The sequence below is a fragment of the Mesorhizobium sp. P2_C4 genome, assembly GCF_056404575.1.
This window is the reverse complement of record NZ_JBFUDT010000005.1, coordinates 115,199-129,550: the sequence shown is the minus strand read 5'-3', so window position 1 is coordinate 129,550 and position 14,352 is coordinate 115,199. Positions and strand designations below refer to the sequence as shown.

Below are 14,352 nucleotides of genomic sequence, written 5' to 3'. Positions count from 1 at the left end.
GCAGCCGCAACCCGCCCGCCCCTCACCCGCGGTAGCGCAGCGCCTCGACCAGCACGGCGAAGGCCGGCGAGTGCTGCCGGCGGCTCGGGTAGTAGAGGTGGCAGCCTGAAAAGGGCGGGCACCAGTCGGCGAGCACACGGACCAGCCGGCCGTCGGCAATGTGCGCCAGCACCTGGTCTTCCGGCAGATAGGCCAGGCCGAACCCGGCCAGCACCGCATTCAGCCTGAGCGCGGAGGTGTTGAACACGAACTGCCCTTCGACCCGCACCTTGAGCTCGCGGCCGTTCTTGTCAAACTCCCAGGCATAGAGCCCGCCATAGGTCGGCAGCCTGAGATTGATGCAATCATGCGCCGTCAGGTCCTGCGGCGTCTTTGGCGGCTTGCGTTTTGCGAAATAGGCGGGCGCGCCGACCACCGCCATGCGCATGTCAGGCCCGATGCGCACGGCGATCATGTCCTTCGCCACCTGCTCGCCCAGACGAACGCCGGCGTCGTAGCGCTCGGCGACGATATCGGTGAGGCCATAGTCGACGATGATCTCGACCTTGATGTCGGGATAGTCCGGCAACACCTTCGCCAAAGCCGGCCACAGCACCGTGTCGGCCGCATGCTCGCCCGCCGTGATGCGGACCGTGCCGGCGGGCTTGTCGCGCAGCTCGCTCAGCGCGGCGAGCTCCGTCTCGACCTCCTCGAAGCGCGGACCAATGGTCTGCAGCAGACGCTCGCCGGCTTCCGTCGGCGAGACGCTGCGTGTGGTGCGGGTCAACAGCCTGAGCCCCAGCCGCTCTTCGAGCCCTCGAACCGTATGGCTGAGCGCCGACTGCGAAACGCCGAGTTGCGCCGCCGCCCGGGTGAAACTCCGCTCCTTGGCGACCGCCAGGAAAGCGATGAGATCGTTGACGTTCTCGCGCGGCATTCATGAATCCTTCTCATAGGTTCATGCCGATTATACCATCTAATCCGCTGCCACCGTAGCCGCTAGATTCCATTCAACATCAATCATCGGGACAGGCCGGGGCGGACGCCGCGGCCGATCGAAGGACTCCAAAACATGGACATCAAGCGAAGCGGCTCGCAGCCTTCGGCCAAAGGCCCCGCCGACTGGTTCACGGGATCGGTGCGCATCGACGCACCGTTCAAGGGCAGTGAGCCGGCCCGGGTAGGCGGCGCCACAGTGACCTTCGAGCCCGGCGCGCGCACCGCCTGGCACAGGCATCCGCTCGGACAGACGCTGGTCGTGCTGTCGGGCGCCGGCCTGGTGCAAGTCGACGGCGGGCCAATTGAGCCGATCCGCCCCGGCGACATCGTCTGGTTCGCGCCCGGCGAGAAGCACTGGCATGGCGCAGCACCAACCACGGCGATGAGCCACATCGCCATTGCCGAAGCGCTGGACGGCAAGGTCGTCGACTGGCTGGAGAAGGTCAGCGACGAACAATACGAGGTCAAGCCATCATGACCGGCGCATCTCCCAAGATCCCGTTCTCCGACATCGCCCCTGCCCTCGGCAGATACACTGACGAAGTACTGTTCGCCGACGTCTGGAAGCGCCCCGGCCTGTCGCCGCGTGACCGCAGCCTCATCACCGTCGCCAGCCTGATTTCAGGTTACCGGATCAATGAAATGCCGGGGCACATGAAGCGGGCGCTCGACAACGGCGTGACCCGCGACGAACTCATCGAAACCATCACCCATCTCGCCTTCTATGCCGGATGGCCTACGGCAGCCACAGCGATCGGACTCGCCCGGAAGGTTTTCGAACAGGCCGACACCGAGAAACAAGGACAATGACAATGCAAAAGCGCACACTTGGAAACAGTGGCCTCGAAGTCTCGGCCCTTGGCCTTGGCTGCATGGGGATGAGCCAGTCCTACGGGGCGCCGATGGAAACGCCCGATGCAGTCCGTCTGATCCGCTCGGCGTTCGAGCGCGGCATCACCTTCTTCGATACAGCGGAGGTCTATGGGCCGTTCACGAATGAGGCGGTCGTCGGCGAGGCGCTGCAGCCGATCCGCGACCAGGTGGTGATCGCCACCAAGTTCGGCATCGACATTGCAGGTACAGCCGGACATGACGGCATGGACAGCCGGCCGGAGCATATCCGCGACGTCGTCGAGGCCTCGCTCAAGCGGCTGAGGACCGATCACATCGACCTGCTCTACCAGCACCGCGTCGATCCGGTCGTACCCATCGAAGAGGTGGCAGGCGCGGTGAAGAACTTGATTCAACAGGGCAAGGTCAAGCATTTCGGCCTTTCGGAAGCTGGCGTGCGCACCATCCGGCGCGCGCATGCGGTGCAGCCGGTCGCCGCCCTGCAAAGCGAATATTCGCTGTGGTGGCGCGAACCCGAGGAGGCGATCCTGCCGGTCCTCGAAGAACTGGACATCGGCTTCGTGCCCTTCAGCCCGCTGGGCAAAGGCTTCCTCACCGGCGCCATCGACGCCAACACGACGTTCGACAGCAGCGACTTCCGTAACACCGTCCCGCGCTTTGCCGAGGAGGCCCGCAAGGCAAACCAGGCGCTGGTCGATGCGATCGGCGCGATCGCAGCCGAGAAGACGGCGACATCGGCACAGGTCGCGCTCGCCTGGTTGCTGGCGCAAAAACCGTGGATCGTTCCGATCCCCGGCACCACGAAGCTCCATCGCCTCGAGGAAAATATCGGATCGTCCACTGTCGCGCTGACGGCAAACGATCTTGCCAACATCGAAAACGCGGTCTCGGCGATTGCCGTGCAGGGAGAGCGCTATTCCCCGCAACAGGCGGCACGGATCGATCGCTGAGCGGCCACCCGATCAGGCCAGACCGCTAGCCTCAACCGACGGCGTCCGGCCCGACAAGCAAAACTGGAAGGAAGTTATCATGACCGAGAACATCGAGAACAAGGTGGTCGTCATCACCGGCGCCAGCAGCGGGCTCGGTGAAGCCGCCGCGCGGCTGCTGGCCAAAGAAGGCGCGAAACTGGTGCTGGGCGCGCGACGGCTCAACCGCTTGCAGGCGCTGGCAAGTGAGCTTTCGCTCGGCACCGACGCCATCCTGCAGACCGACGTCACCGATGTCGGTCAGGTCCGTCGTCTCGTCGACCATGCGGTGAAGACGCATGGCCGCATCGACGTCATCATAAACAATGCCGGGCTGATGCCGCACTCGCCGCTGGAGCGCGGCAAGGTCGAGGACTGGGACCGGATGATCGACGTCAACATCAAGGGCGTGCTCTATGGCATCGCCGCTGCCCTGCCGCACATGAAGACGCAGAAGGGCGGCCACATCATCAACGTCTCGTCGGTCGCCGGCCATAAGGTCGGGCCGGGAGGCGCGGTCTATGCCGCCACCAAGCATGCGGCGCGCGTCATCTCGGAAGGGCTGCGCCAGGAGGTCAAGCCCTACAACATCCGCACCACCATCATATCGCCAGGTGCGGTGGCGACCGAATTGCCGGACAGCGTCACCGAGGCCGATGTCGCCCAAGGCGTGCGCGCGCTCTACGACCGGGTGGCCATCCCGGCGGATTCTTTCGCCAGGACGGTGGCGTTCGCCATGGGTCAACCCGACGAGGTCGACATCAACGAGATCCTGTTTCGGCCGACGGCGCAGGAATATTAGAGCCGCCGACCTTGTCTCAGCGCTGGTTCAGCGCAAATTCCGCCTGAAATTCCCTGGTGTTGTTGCGATTGGGATAGGGCTGGTCCGGCACCGGAACGCGCAGATGCGCGCACAGGGTATCCCAGCCGTCGCCGAGATTGTGCACCAGCAGCCGCTGCGGCGGCACAGTCGCCACGACAGCGGCGACATTGGCTTCATAGACGGCAATCGCGGTCGCACGATCATGCGCCATGCCGCCAAAAACCTGTTTTGAGATCAGGCAAATGCCCAAGGACTCCTGGTCCTGGGTCTGGCTGATGGCCGCCGCGATGGTCTTCTCGAAACTCTGCCACCAGCTTTCCGGCGAGCGCCAGGTCAGGATCACCCGGGCATCGGGATAGGCCTCGATCAGCTCGCGCCAGTAGTGCGCCGATGGCCAGTCCATGCAGGACGCATAGCCCGCAAACAGCGCGCTCCAATCAGGCGCGGCACCGTTCGCCAGCGCGCGCCACAGCCGCTTCTGCTCCTCATTGGCAATGACTTCGGACATGTGATGACAGGGACCGAAACCGAGCATGGTCAGCGCTTCGCGCATCGAATCCGTCCCGGTGCGGCCAAAGCCCGTTCCGATCACCTTGATCGACAATGTTTTCCCCCTTGGCTCGAACCGGCCGAGGTCGGTCCTGCGGTCATGATCCGCAGGCGATTTCCCCACTGCACGACAGCGACCATGTCCGCCCCCCAGGGAAGCACTGGGTGGCGTTGGGCAGCAATTCTTCGCACTTCATCGGCCATACCTGGATGCAGCCGGGCCAGATTAGCCGCGAACGACAGAGCTGTCCCGTGCAAAGATCGGTTGACCGGCCTCGACCACGAAGCGACTATTCGGCTCGACAGCCAGACTGCAGGAGGACATGCGAATGGACGAGCCCGAACGGTGGCGGCACATGGCGAGTGCGCCGAGGGATGGTAGCAGGATCCTGGTCACGATCCGGCCGTCCGAACAGGGGCCGGCCGAAGTCGACCTCGCCTATTGGTCGCGAGCCGATCAGTTCGGCAGTGAAGGCTGGCGCGCTTCCGACTCGTCTCCGGGACACGTAATTGGATACGCTGAACCGGAACTGAAGTGCTGGATGCCGCTGCCGACAGCCAATCTGAGCCGGGCTTCCATGCCGGCGCCCTGGGAAGGCGAGGACAGCCAGCAACTGGACGGCTCGGGGATTTAGGCTCGCCGGAGCGGACGCCGCCTACAGCGCGCCACCTCGAACCCGTCCAGCTGCCGAGCTGCTCCTACCAGTTGGACGCAAATGCCGGAAAAAAGCGCGGCCGACACGCGCTATTCGTTTGCATAAAGCGACCGTGGCGGCCCAGAGATCAAAGCTGGTTGATGCCCGCCAGCCCCGCTGCGTCTCAAGATAGCGCGCAAGCGCAATATCATGGCGCAGCTGCCCGTCGCGCGGCTGCGGGTTCTGCCAGGGATCGTCATGCCAGATGGGCCATTCGGTCGGGCGTTGCATAGCGTTCTCCTCGGACAAGGGCTGCCTCACCAGGGCAATCTCCTCCAGCACCGTGAGAAACGCGTTGGAACCAGCGTGATGGAATCGTGAAAAGCGCCATCCAGACAGAATCACGGTTGAAATAGAGACCGCGACGCGAAAGGATCGCCACCACATTGTGGCTGTGGCGGATCCGATGACGGCGCCTCATCTTTATCTGCTGGGTGGTTTCGACTTTGCCGGCGTCGGGGCGGCAGTCCCCGCCTTCAGCCGCAAGGCGCGGGCGATGGTGGCTTACCTCGCGCTGCAATCCGGACATTCGCAGTCGCGAGAGAAGCTGGCGACACTGCTTTGGGGCATCAACAGCGAGACCCAAGCCCGGATGAGCCTGCGCCAGGCGGTGTCGGCCGTCAGGAAGGCCATGCAGGCATCCGGCGGGCGCTTTCTCACCGACGGCGACAACGTCGCCCTGCATCTTGATGACCTTGATTTCGATGTCGCACGGTTCGAGGCGCTGGCCGCCAGCTCGGCGCCCGACGATCTCGAACAGGCGCTTGTCGTCTATCGCGGCGACCTGCTCGACGGTTTCGGCCTGAAGCAGGAGCCTTTCGAGGACTGGCTGCGGATCGAGCGCGAGCGCCTGAGGTCGATGGCCGTCGCGGCGCTGGACAAGCTGGTCGCGCACTACAGCGCGACGAACGATCCTGCCTTGTGCGTGCGCGCGGCAGCGCGCCTGTTGGCCATGGAGCCGCTGAGGGAGGACATCCACCGTGCCCTGATGCGCGCCTATGCGGCGCAGGGCCGGATCAATCTGGCGCTCAAGCAATATGAGAGCTGCCGCGACGCGCTGCAGCGGGAGCTCAGGCTGCAGCCCGAGCCGGAAACCCGGCATCTCCATGAAGAACTGCGCAAGCGCCGCATGACGCCGCAAGCCGCCTCGCCATCGCTGCCTACCCAAGACGGCGAGCGCCGCGCATTCGGGGGTGATCCGATGCGCCCCCCGACCCACTACGTCAAATCGGCCGGGATCAATATCGCCTATCAAGTGACCGGCGATGGGCCGATCGACCTGATCCACGTGCCTGGCTGGGTTTCCAATCTCGACCTTGCCTGGGCATCGCCGCGGCTGGCGCATGTTCACCACTGCCTCGGCACCTTCTCGCGCCTGATCCGCATGGACAAGCGCGGCACGGGGCTGTCCGACCGCAATGTCGGTCTACCGACGCTGGAAGAGCGGATGGAGGACGTGCGGGCAGTGCTGGATGCGGTCGGCTCGAAGCGCACGGTCCTGTTCGGCAGCTCCGAGGGCGGCCTCATGTGCATGCTGTTCGCAGCGACCTATCCCGAGCGCACGGCGGCACTCGTGCTCAACGGGGCCTATGCCAGCGGCAGATGGTCGAAAGACTATCCCTGGGCGAAGACGAGCGAGCAGGTGGAAGAAGACCTCGGCTCTGTCGAAAGAGAGTGGGGAGAGGCGGCGGATATGAGCAACGCAGCGCCCAGCCTGATGGGCGACACTGTCGAGAGGGAATGGTTCGCCGCCTACCTCAGGAATTCAGCCTCGCCGGCGGACGCGATTGCGCTCTGGCGCTGGGCGACCGAAATCGATGTTCGCGACATTCTGCCCGCCATTCATGTTCCGACTTTGATAATGCAGACGACGGGCGACGGCTGGATAAAGCGGGAAGAAGGACGCTACCTGGCGACGTATATCGAAGGCGCCAGATACATCGAGTTTGCCGGCCGGGATCACGTGATCTGGGGCGAGAATTCCGATCGGATCGTCGACGCGATCCAGGCTTTCGTCACCGGCGCGTTGCCGGCGGCGACGGTCGAGCGGCTCCTGGTGTCGGTGCTGTCGCTGGAGATGGACGGTCCGCCCGTCGATCTGATGGAGCGGCACGCCGAAGAAATCCGTGGCGAACTGCTCGCTGCCGAAGGCCGCCAGATCAGGCGCTCGGCAAGCGGATTCCTCGCCGTGTTCCAACGGCCGACGCGCGCGATCCAGTGCGCAATCGCGATCCGTCATCGCCTGGGGCAATCCGGTCTCGACGTCCGCGCGGCAGTCCATACCGGCGAATGCGAGCAGCGCGGCGATGACTTTTCCGGCCTCGCGATCGAGCTGTCATCACGGCTGCTCGATCATGCGCGGCCGGGCGAAATCATCGCGTCGCGAACGGTGCGCGACCTCGTGGTCGGCTCCGGCCTGGCATTCGAGGAGCATGGCGAGATGGAAGCAAGCGGGCTGCCCGGCAGCCTGCAGCTCTTTTCCTTGAGGGAGCCGCCGGTCTGACGCTGTGGCGGACGGCGACCTGCGCGGCGCATGTGCAGACTAGCCGGTCGCCATCACCACCTTGCTGACCAGCCAGCAATGCTTGCCGAGGCGGCGTGCGGGCTCGAAACCCTGGCGCTCGAACATGGCAAGTGTTGCATTGTACAGAAAGGCGCCGGGGACCGACCGCCCCTGCGCATCCTCGGGGTAGCTTTCCACCGTCCCGCCGCCGAGACGGCCGATTTCGCGCAGGGCACCTTCAAGAGCAGCAGCAGCCACCCCCTTGCCGCGGTAGGACTTGTCGACGAAGAAACAGGTGATCCGCCAATCCGGAAGGCTCACCAGCCCGTCGCGATAGGCGCGCTGGTGCTTGATGCGCGGCAGCTCGTCCGTCGGCCCGAACTGGCACCAGCCGACGCAGGCCGCGCCGTCGAAGACCAACGCAGCATGGGTGCGGCCTTCCCGCACCCTGGCCTCCTTGTCCTGGCGGTTTTGCGCGGCACTGATGCCTTTGGCGTGGAAGGCCATGCACCAGCATCCACCCCAGACGCCATTGTGTCTTTCGACCAGCGCGGCGAAGTCGGACCATGTGGTTTCATCGAGAGGTTTTACGCGGAAGCCGGTCATCCTCGTCCCATCGGCTCGGCACGATAGCCGATCTTGCCGGTCTTTTGCGGTCTGGCGCGAGGCAACGGTCGGGCCGCTAATTTCTGAAGGCGATCGTCGCAGCGGCGCCGCCCATACACACGGCAGCGCCGCGATTGAACAGCCGGGTGGCGCGCGGCGACTGCAGGGTCCGGCGGGTTCTCGCCCCGGCGATGGCAAACGGGAACTGAACGGCGGCCAGGATGATTGCGGTGATTGCCAGGAGAATGGGGACATCCATCGGCGACAGCGCGTGGATGTCGACGACTGTCGGCAGGATGGAAATATAGAACAGGACGGATTTGGGGTTGCCGAGCGTGATCAGAACGCCCGAAACAAACGCGTTCTTGCCGCTCCGTGTCGCGCCCGCGTTGGCGCCGTCGAATGTTTCGCCGGAGCGCCAGAATTGCACCGCCAGCCAACAGAGATAGGCCACGCCCGCCCATTTGATCGCGATCAGCAGAAAGCTGAAGGTCTCCGCGATGAACGCCAGGCCGGCAAGCACCGTGGCGAGATACAGCACGTCGCCCAGGACCATGCCGACGGTCATCCAGGCCGCTTGCCGATATCCGCTTTTCAAGGCCTGCGCGACAATGGCGACGATCTGCGGACCGGGAATGATCGCGGCGATTGCCAGCGCGCCCGAATAAGCAACAAAGCCCGACAACGTCATGGTCCGCACCTGTCAGTCACGGAGGCTCAAACGCCGCCTGGCGAGTGGAAGCGCCGACAATCCGATCGCTGGCCAGCCCCTGTCAATCCCATGAGCAGAGCGATGCCGCCGCTTTGATCCAGCTGAAACGCTCCGGTCGGTCAAAAATCATTCAACCAAACGGTTGACTATCTAAAAGCGCGTGTCTATATTCAACTATATGGTTGAATTAGAGACGCCCCAGATGGATCAGGTCTTTCACGCTCTCGGCGACGCCACGCGCCGGCACATGCTTCGCGACCTCGCCGGCGGCGAGCGCACGGTGAGCCAGCTGGCGGAACCCTTCGCCATGTCGCTGGCCGCCGCCTCCAAGCACATCAAGGCGCTGGAGACTGCCGGGCTGATCCGGCGCGAGGTGCGCGGCCGCACCCATGTCTGTCGGCTCGAAGCCGGGCCGCTGGCCAGCGCCTACGAATGGCTGAGCTTCTACGAGCGCTTCTGGAGCAGCCGTCTCGATGTTCTCGAACAGCTTTTGCGCGACGAGATCGCGCGCAAATCCCCTTCCCAACTAACAACGCCGACACCTCCAAAGGGAGACGACAAATGAACCAGATGAAAACATTCGACGGCTACGGCGAACTGATCGAGCCCGCCACCTTGAAGATCGAACGGCTCTTGCCCGGCACCATCGAGCGCGTCTGGGAATATCTGACGCAGAGCGATTTGCGCCGCCAATGGCTGGCGGCGGGCGAGATGGAGATGAAGGCCGGCGCGCCTTTCGAGCTTACCTGGCGGAATGACGAGCTGACCGACCCGCCCGGCGAGCGCCCGGCCGGTTTTGGCGAGGAACACCGCATGCAAAGCCGCATCGTCGAACTCGATCCGCCGCGCAAACTGACCATCACCTGGAGCGGCAGCGGCAACGTCTCGTTCGAACTGGCGCGCAAGGGCGATGAGGTGTTGCTGACCATCATCCACCGCCGCCTGCCCGACCGCTCGAGCCTGCTGATGCACGTTGCCGGCTGGCACATGCATCTCGACATTCTGGCCGCCCGCGTGACGGCGAGCCCGCCGGAACCGTTCTGGGACGGCTGGCGCCGCCTGATGACGGATTACGACCGGCGCCTGCCGGCCTGACACGACGCATGAATTTGAAACCCAACCTGCCCACGGGCAAAACGAAACAGGAGATCGTCATGACCAGCTTCAACACCGCCTTCACCGTCAACCAGAGCCCGGATGCAGCCTTCGCCGCCATCACCAATGTTCGCGGCTGGTGGTCGGAAGAAATCAAAGGCCCGACCGACAAGGCTGGCGAGGCGTTCGACTATCGCTACCGGGATCTGCATCGCTGCAAGATCAAGGTGACGGAGCTCATCCCCGGCAAGAAGGTCGCCTGGCGCGTGCTGGAGAATTACTTTAGCTTCACCGAGGACAAGACCGAGTGGACGGGCACCGACATCATCTTCGATATCGCCGAAAAAGACGGCAAGACCGAAGTCCGCTTCACGCACCGGGGTCTGGTTCCCGAGTATGAGTGCTACGACGCCTGCTCGGACGGCTGGAGCACCTACGTCAACGGCAGCCTGAAGAGCCTGATTGCATCGGGCAAGGGCCACCCCAATCTCGGGGAGCCGATGACCGACAGCGAACGGGCTCTCGTCGCCTAAATTATCCCGCCGCCCGGTTCAACCGGGCGAGCCATCCCCTTCTCACATCCTGAACCGATCGAACGTGCTTGCTTCGCGCAAGCCCGATGGAGAACGTCATGCGCAAATTGATCACTGGAATGAAGATTTCCGTCGATGGCAAGATGGAAGGACCCGAGGGTTACGCCGACTGGGTCGACGCCTGGTCGGAGGAGTATGGGCTGATGCCTGAGATCGACGCCTGCCTGCTCGGCGGCGTCATGTATGCCGGCTATGAGCGGTACTGGAGCGCGATCCAGCAGAACGAGCCCGACCAGCCGCTGCCGATGACCGGCAAGCTGGTCAACCCGGCCGAGCTGATTTGGGCCGGCTTCGCCGCCAAAACCCCGCACTATGTGCTGTCGAACACCATGGCTTCAGCAACCTGGCCAACGACGCGCTTCGTGCGCAATCTCGACGACATCGCGGCGCTGAAGGAACGGCCAGGCAAGGACATCTACCTGATGGGCGGCGCCAGAATTACCGCGAGCCTGATCGATGCCGGGCTGGTCGATGAAATGCGGCTGATCGTCTATCCGCTGCTCGCCGGCGACGGCAAGGCGCTGTTTGGCGTCGCGCACAATCGTCGCGGGCTCGAGCTGCGCAAGGTCGAGAAGCTGTCGGATGGGCGCGTGGGCCTGGTGTACGGGATTGGCTGAGGATCCAAAACCGAAGGTCGGCGTCAGCGAATGGTGGCGGCGCTGACCTTCGGCCCGAAAGGGCCACCGCCTCGCCTTAGAACGGCAGCCGGATCCAGCCGATGTCCTTCTGGATTTCCGGCGGCAGCTCGTCCAATGCACGCATGGTTTCCTTGCGCTTGCTGGCGCGTTTGAGCGCAGCGCGAATGCGGCCAAGGCTTCTAAACATCGATATCCTCCATATCGCAGCGGCGACAGGGCTGTGCTGCCCTGTCGCGTTGCGCCGGTTTTGTGATGCATCTGTATCCGATCGATTGCGCGAGAACAGTGAAAGACTTCACGAAGCGGCGCCGGCTTGAAACATTTGCATGCAAACTAATCTGGTGCGCGGAATTGGCGTATGGCGGCGCATGCGGCGTCGCAACTCGGTACACGAGGGCGACCATGCCGCTGCGGAAACAACTTGTCGAAACGTATCGCTACCCATACCATGCCCGGCCCACGGTGAAATCTGATCAGGAGGTCAGTGGAATCGGTCGGGTTTTTGAGCCAGTGCAAGGTAGGGAGGATAATCATGGCTTCCGCAGTACAGGCCGACAATGGCGTCAACGTCGAGGCGCTGCTCGCCGCAAAAGAAGCGCTTACCAACGCCCCGGAGGCCGCGCAGTTCAAATGGCGCGCGGCTTGCGAATGGAAGGATGGCACCCATAGCCACTCGACGGTCGAGAGCTTCTACGGTCTCGGCCAGGACCAGCATCGCAAGACCACCTTTGCATTCGACGCCGATCATCCGGAGGTCTTCGCTTCCCTGGATCAGGGCGCCACGCCTGTCGAGTACGTGCTGGTCGGTCTGGCGAGTTGCCTGACCGCAGGCATCGCCGCCGTTGCCCAGAACCGGAACATCCAGTTGAAGTCGGTGAAGGCGACCATCGAAGGCGACATGGATATCGCGGGCATTCTCGGCATCGACAGCGACGTCCGCAACGGCTTCAGCGGCATCACGGTGAGGTACAACATCGACGCCGACGCCAAGCAAGAAGACATCGAGGCCCTCGTCGCTCAGTCGCAGAAGCGGTCGGCGGTCTATGACATTGTCACCAATCCGACGAACGTCACGGTCGTGGTGAATTGAAAGGCACTTCGAGCCGTAGACTTTCCCGATGAGAGGGTGCGATTAGTTCCGTCACCACAGTGATTGTCGGCGCGGGGCACGCGGGGCTCGCGATGAGCCGCTGCCTCGCGGAGCGCTCTATCGACCATGTGCTGCTGGAGCGCGGCGAGATCGCCCATAGCTGGCGCACCGAGCGATGGGATTCGCTACGGCTGCTCACCCCGAACTGGCAGAGCCGGCTGCCGGGCTTCCGCTATGACGGCGACGACCCCGACGGCTATCGGACGATGCCTGAGGTGATCGACTTCCTCGGGAACTATGCCAAGGCGATCTCGGCTCCGGTCAGAACACACACGACCGTTACCTCGGTTCGCAGCGACGGGGCGGGATATCACGTGCGCACGGACCGCGGCGAGTGGCGGTGCAGGACCGTGGTGCTGGCGTCGGGCGCGTGCAACATCGCGCGCCTGCCCGATTTCGCCGTCCGCGTGCCGCCGTCGGTCGCCATGCTGACGGCGCAGTCCTACCGCAATCCGGGTCAGGTCGCCGACGGTGGCGTGATGGTGGTGGGCGCGTCGGCGAGCGGCACCCAGATCGCCCAGGAGCTGCAGCGTTCGGGGCGTCAAGTGACCCTGTCGGTGGGCGAGCACATCCGTGCGCCCCGCGTCTATCGCGGCCAGGACCTGGAATGGTGGATGGACGCCGCCGGCGTGCTCGACGAGCGCTACGACGAGGTAGACGACATCAGGCGGGCGCGACGGGTTCCTTCGCTGCAGCTTGCCGGCACGCCCGACCGCACCACCCTCGACCTCAATGCGCTGGTCGACCTCGGGGTCAGGCTCGTTGGCCGTCTCGCTGGCATCACCGAAGACGGCAAGGTCCAGTTCGCGGGGTCGTTGCGCAACATGTGTGCGCTTTCCGATCTCAAGATGGCCCGGCTACTCAACCTCATCGACGAATGGGCGCGCGCCAATGGCCTGGACGGGGCGGTCGGGCCGCCGGATCGCCTGCCGCCGACCCGTGTCGAGGAGAACCCGCCACTCGGCTTCGACCTCGCCGGAGGCGCGATCAGGACGATCATCTGGGCCACCGGCTACCGGCCGGACTATTCCTGGCTGGAGCTGCCGGTCCTCGACCGCAAGGGCCACGTCCGTCACGACGGCGGGGTTGCCGACCATCCGGGCCTGTACGTGATGGGGATGCAGTTCCTGCGCCGCCGCAAGTCCGCGCTGATCGACGGCGCCGGCGATGACGCGCGCGATCTCAGCGACCATCTGGCGTCGTACCTCGGGTGAGGTTCAATGTGCTGGCCGACGCAGGCCTGTAGCAGTTGCACAAGACATTCAGGGCAGCGGGATCGGCTTGTCACTGAGTGTGCGCAAGTAGGCAATTACGTCTGTTCGTTCGGTCTCGTCCGGAACACCAGGCGTCTCCATGTAGACGCCGGGCGTGGTGAGCATGGGCCCAAAGAGATATCTGTTCAGGTCCTCGTACGTCCACACGCCTTCCCAGCCGAGCAAAGCGTCGGAGTAACGCATTTTTGGCATAGAGGCCTTGTCGCGGCCGACAACGTTCCACAGGTTCGGCCCCGTCTTGGTCTCCCCCTGCGGCACGGCATTGTGGCAACCGGCACACAGGCGGGTGAAGTGGGTTCGGCCTTTCTCGACATCGGCAGTAGCCAACTTCATCGAGATCGGAGCTGGTGTGGGCAAGACGACGCCGTGCGACATTAGATAGTCGGCAACGTCGCGTTGCCCCTTGAATTTTGCCAGATGGATCGGTGTCTTGCCGTCCTTTGTCTGCGCATTCACGTCGGCGCCGGCCTCGACCAGTGCCTTCACGCAATCGAGGCAACCGAGATTGACCGCGATGTGGATAGCGTTTTCGCGGCTGCGCTTCGAATTTGGATTTGCGCCCGCGTCGAGCAACAGTTTGATCAGGTCGATCCTGCGTTTTGCCAAAGCCGGCATGAGGGCAGGACCCAAAAGCGGTGTCGGGGCGGCGTTGACGTCGGCACCGCGTTCAATGAGCATTTTTGCCGCTGCAAAATGCCCACCCTTGACCGCAAGATAGAGTGGTGTCGCTTTCCCATCGCTCTCATCAACGCCGGCGCCAGCGTCGAGCGCTGCAGTGATCCCCGCGACATCGCCCTTCGTGGCGGCGTCGTGGATGGCGGCGGCTTGCGATACAATCGGAATGTGTACAAGCGCTAACAGAACGAAAAGCAAGAACGCGCGCATTAGCATCTCCCAAGGCAAGCCTGAGGATCCG

18 protein-coding genes are annotated in these 14,352 nt (G+C 63.9%); 12 read left to right on the top strand and 6 right to left on the bottom strand.

Annotated elements, in window-relative coordinates; translation table 11 throughout:
• Positions 1-22 precede the first annotated feature (22 nt).
• Positions 23-916, bottom strand: a complete 894-nt coding sequence (locus AC1DX6_RS20775) for a LysR family transcriptional regulator (RefSeq protein ID WP_477316747.1) — start codon at positions 914-916, stop codon at positions 23-25.
• 135 nt (positions 917-1,051) lie between these two features.
• Between AC1DX6_RS20775 and AC1DX6_RS20770 the strand changes: the two genes are divergently transcribed.
• From AC1DX6_RS20770 to AC1DX6_RS20755, 4 genes are all read left to right on the top strand, one after another.
• Positions 1,052-1,456: a (R)-mandelonitrile lyase gene (locus tag AC1DX6_RS20770; protein WP_477316745.1), complete on the top strand. Its 405-nt coding sequence runs from the start codon at positions 1,052-1,054 to the stop codon at positions 1,454-1,456.
• Positions 1,453-1,788 carry a carboxymuconolactone decarboxylase family protein gene (locus AC1DX6_RS20765; protein WP_477316743.1) on the top strand — a complete coding sequence of 112 codons (336 nt, stop codon included), beginning with the start codon at positions 1,453-1,455 and terminating at the stop codon, positions 1,786-1,788. Before AC1DX6_RS20770 ends, AC1DX6_RS20765 begins: the two co-directional genes overlap by 4 nt.
• A gap of 2 nt (positions 1,789-1,790) precedes the next feature.
• Positions 1,791-2,780, top strand: a complete 990-nt coding sequence (locus tag AC1DX6_RS20760; RefSeq protein WP_477316741.1) for an aldo/keto reductase — start codon at positions 1,791-1,793, stop codon at positions 2,778-2,780.
• A gap of 79 nt (positions 2,781-2,859) precedes the next feature.
• Positions 2,860-3,600 (top strand): SDR family oxidoreductase, encoded by a 741-nt coding sequence (locus AC1DX6_RS20755; RefSeq protein WP_477316739.1) that lies wholly within the window; start codon positions 2,860-2,862, stop codon positions 3,598-3,600.
• A 16-nt stretch (positions 3,601-3,616) separates the two neighbouring features.
• Here the strand turns inward: AC1DX6_RS20755 and AC1DX6_RS20750 are convergent, their stop codons facing one another.
• Entirely contained in the window at positions 3,617-4,225 is a 609-nt protein-coding gene (locus AC1DX6_RS20750; protein ID WP_477316737.1) for a sulfotransferase family protein, read from the bottom strand.
• Between the two features lie 274 nt (positions 4,226-4,499).
• Between AC1DX6_RS20750 and AC1DX6_RS20745 the strand changes: the two genes are divergently transcribed.
• Both AC1DX6_RS20745 and AC1DX6_RS20740 read left to right on the top strand, forming a co-directional pair.
• Positions 4,500-4,805, top strand: a complete 306-nt coding sequence (locus AC1DX6_RS20745; RefSeq protein ID WP_477316735.1) for a hypothetical protein — start codon at positions 4,500-4,502, stop codon at positions 4,803-4,805.
• Positions 4,806-5,271: 466 nt separating this feature from the next.
• Positions 5,272-7,368 (top strand): alpha/beta fold hydrolase, encoded by a 2,097-nt coding sequence (locus AC1DX6_RS20740; RefSeq protein ID WP_477316733.1) that lies wholly within the window; start codon positions 5,272-5,274, stop codon positions 7,366-7,368.
• Between the two features lie 39 nt (positions 7,369-7,407).
• On the opposite strand, the gene AC1DX6_RS20735 is transcribed toward AC1DX6_RS20740, so the two are convergent.
• Both AC1DX6_RS20735 and AC1DX6_RS20730 read right to left on the bottom strand, forming a co-directional pair.
• Entirely contained in the window at positions 7,408-7,974 is a 567-nt protein-coding gene (locus AC1DX6_RS20735; protein ID WP_477316731.1) for a GNAT family N-acetyltransferase, read from the bottom strand.
• A 76-nt stretch (positions 7,975-8,050) separates the two neighbouring features.
• The gene (locus tag AC1DX6_RS20730; protein WP_477316729.1) at positions 8,051-8,665 is read right to left on the bottom strand and encodes a LysE family translocator; all 615 of its coding nucleotides are present in this window, start codon (positions 8,663-8,665) and stop codon (positions 8,051-8,053) included.
• Positions 8,666-8,864: 199 nt separating this feature from the next.
• Here AC1DX6_RS20730 and AC1DX6_RS20725 point away from each other — a divergent pair, with 199 nt between their 5' ends.
• From AC1DX6_RS20725 to AC1DX6_RS20710, 4 genes are all read left to right on the top strand, one after another.
• Positions 8,865-9,251 (top strand): ArsR/SmtB family transcription factor, encoded by a 387-nt coding sequence (locus AC1DX6_RS20725; protein WP_477316727.1) that lies wholly within the window; start codon positions 8,865-8,867, stop codon positions 9,249-9,251.
• The gene (locus AC1DX6_RS20720; RefSeq protein ID WP_477316725.1) at positions 9,248-9,781 is read left to right on the top strand and encodes an SRPBCC family protein; all 534 of its coding nucleotides are present in this window, start codon (positions 9,248-9,250) and stop codon (positions 9,779-9,781) included. Before AC1DX6_RS20725 ends, AC1DX6_RS20720 begins: the two co-directional genes overlap by 4 nt.
• A 59-nt stretch (positions 9,782-9,840) precedes the next feature.
• Positions 9,841-10,314 (top strand): SRPBCC family protein, encoded by a 474-nt coding sequence (locus AC1DX6_RS20715; RefSeq protein ID WP_477316723.1) that lies wholly within the window; start codon positions 9,841-9,843, stop codon positions 10,312-10,314.
• 98 nt (positions 10,315-10,412) lie between these two features.
• Complete coding sequence (locus AC1DX6_RS20710; protein ID WP_477316721.1) at positions 10,413-10,991, top strand: dihydrofolate reductase family protein; 579 nt, start codon at positions 10,413-10,415, stop codon at positions 10,989-10,991.
• A 76-nt stretch (positions 10,992-11,067) separates the two neighbouring features.
• Here the strand turns inward: AC1DX6_RS20710 and AC1DX6_RS20705 are convergent, their stop codons facing one another.
• Positions 11,068-11,199, bottom strand: coding sequence for a hypothetical protein (locus AC1DX6_RS20705; RefSeq protein ID WP_477316719.1), 132 nt, complete (start codon positions 11,197-11,199; stop codon positions 11,068-11,070).
• Between the two features lie 345 nt (positions 11,200-11,544).
• On the opposite strand from AC1DX6_RS20705, the gene AC1DX6_RS20700 reads away from it, so the two are divergent.
• Both AC1DX6_RS20700 and AC1DX6_RS20695 read left to right on the top strand, forming a co-directional pair.
• Complete coding sequence (locus AC1DX6_RS20700) at positions 11,545-12,102, top strand: OsmC family protein (RefSeq protein WP_477316717.1); 558 nt, start codon at positions 11,545-11,547, stop codon at positions 12,100-12,102.
• 59 nt (positions 12,103-12,161) lie between these two features.
• The gene (locus AC1DX6_RS20695; protein WP_477316715.1) at positions 12,162-13,376 is read left to right on the top strand and encodes an NAD(P)-binding domain-containing protein; all 1,215 of its coding nucleotides are present in this window, start codon (positions 12,162-12,164) and stop codon (positions 13,374-13,376) included.
• A gap of 48 nt (positions 13,377-13,424) precedes the next feature.
• On the opposite strand, the gene AC1DX6_RS20690 is transcribed toward AC1DX6_RS20695, so the two are convergent.
• Positions 13,425-14,321 carry an ankyrin repeat domain-containing protein gene (locus AC1DX6_RS20690; RefSeq protein WP_477316713.1) on the bottom strand — a complete coding sequence of 299 codons (897 nt, stop codon included), beginning with the start codon at positions 14,319-14,321 and terminating at the stop codon, positions 13,425-13,427.
• Between the last annotated feature and the right edge of the window lie 31 nt (positions 14,322-14,352).

Coding starts and splice junctions, on each gene's coding strand:
- AC1DX6_RS20775 (WP_477316747.1), bottom strand. CDS start 916: ATGCCGCGCGAGAACGTCAACGATCTCATCGCTTTCCTGGCGGTCGCC.
- AC1DX6_RS20770 (WP_477316745.1), top strand. CDS start 1,052: ATGGACATCAAGCGAAGCGGCTCGCAGCCTTCGGCCAAAGGCCCCGCC.
- AC1DX6_RS20765 (WP_477316743.1), top strand. CDS start 1,453: ATGACCGGCGCATCTCCCAAGATCCCGTTCTCCGACATCGCCCCTGCC.
- AC1DX6_RS20760 (WP_477316741.1), top strand. CDS start 1,791: ATGCAAAAGCGCACACTTGGAAACAGTGGCCTCGAAGTCTCGGCCCTT.
- AC1DX6_RS20755 (WP_477316739.1), top strand. CDS start 2,860: ATGACCGAGAACATCGAGAACAAGGTGGTCGTCATCACCGGCGCCAGC.
- AC1DX6_RS20745 (WP_477316735.1), top strand. CDS start 4,500: ATGGACGAGCCCGAACGGTGGCGGCACATGGCGAGTGCGCCGAGGGAT.
- AC1DX6_RS20740 (WP_477316733.1), top strand. CDS start 5,272: ATGACGGCGCCTCATCTTTATCTGCTGGGTGGTTTCGACTTTGCCGGC.
- AC1DX6_RS20735 (WP_477316731.1), bottom strand. CDS start 7,974: ATGACCGGCTTCCGCGTAAAACCTCTCGATGAAACCACATGGTCCGAC.
- AC1DX6_RS20730 (WP_477316729.1), bottom strand. CDS start 8,665: ATGACGTTGTCGGGCTTTGTTGCTTATTCGGGCGCGCTGGCAATCGCC.
- AC1DX6_RS20725 (WP_477316727.1), top strand. CDS start 8,865: ATGGTTGAATTAGAGACGCCCCAGATGGATCAGGTCTTTCACGCTCTC.
- AC1DX6_RS20720 (WP_477316725.1), top strand. CDS start 9,248: ATGAACCAGATGAAAACATTCGACGGCTACGGCGAACTGATCGAGCCC.
- AC1DX6_RS20715 (WP_477316723.1), top strand. CDS start 9,841: ATGACCAGCTTCAACACCGCCTTCACCGTCAACCAGAGCCCGGATGCA.
- AC1DX6_RS20710 (WP_477316721.1), top strand. CDS start 10,413: ATGCGCAAATTGATCACTGGAATGAAGATTTCCGTCGATGGCAAGATG.
- AC1DX6_RS20705 (WP_477316719.1), bottom strand. CDS start 11,199: ATGTTTAGAAGCCTTGGCCGCATTCGCGCTGCGCTCAAACGCGCCAGC.
- AC1DX6_RS20700 (WP_477316717.1), top strand. CDS start 11,545: ATGGCTTCCGCAGTACAGGCCGACAATGGCGTCAACGTCGAGGCGCTG.
- AC1DX6_RS20690 (WP_477316713.1), bottom strand. CDS start 14,321: ATGCGCGCGTTCTTGCTTTTCGTTCTGTTAGCGCTTGTACACATTCCG.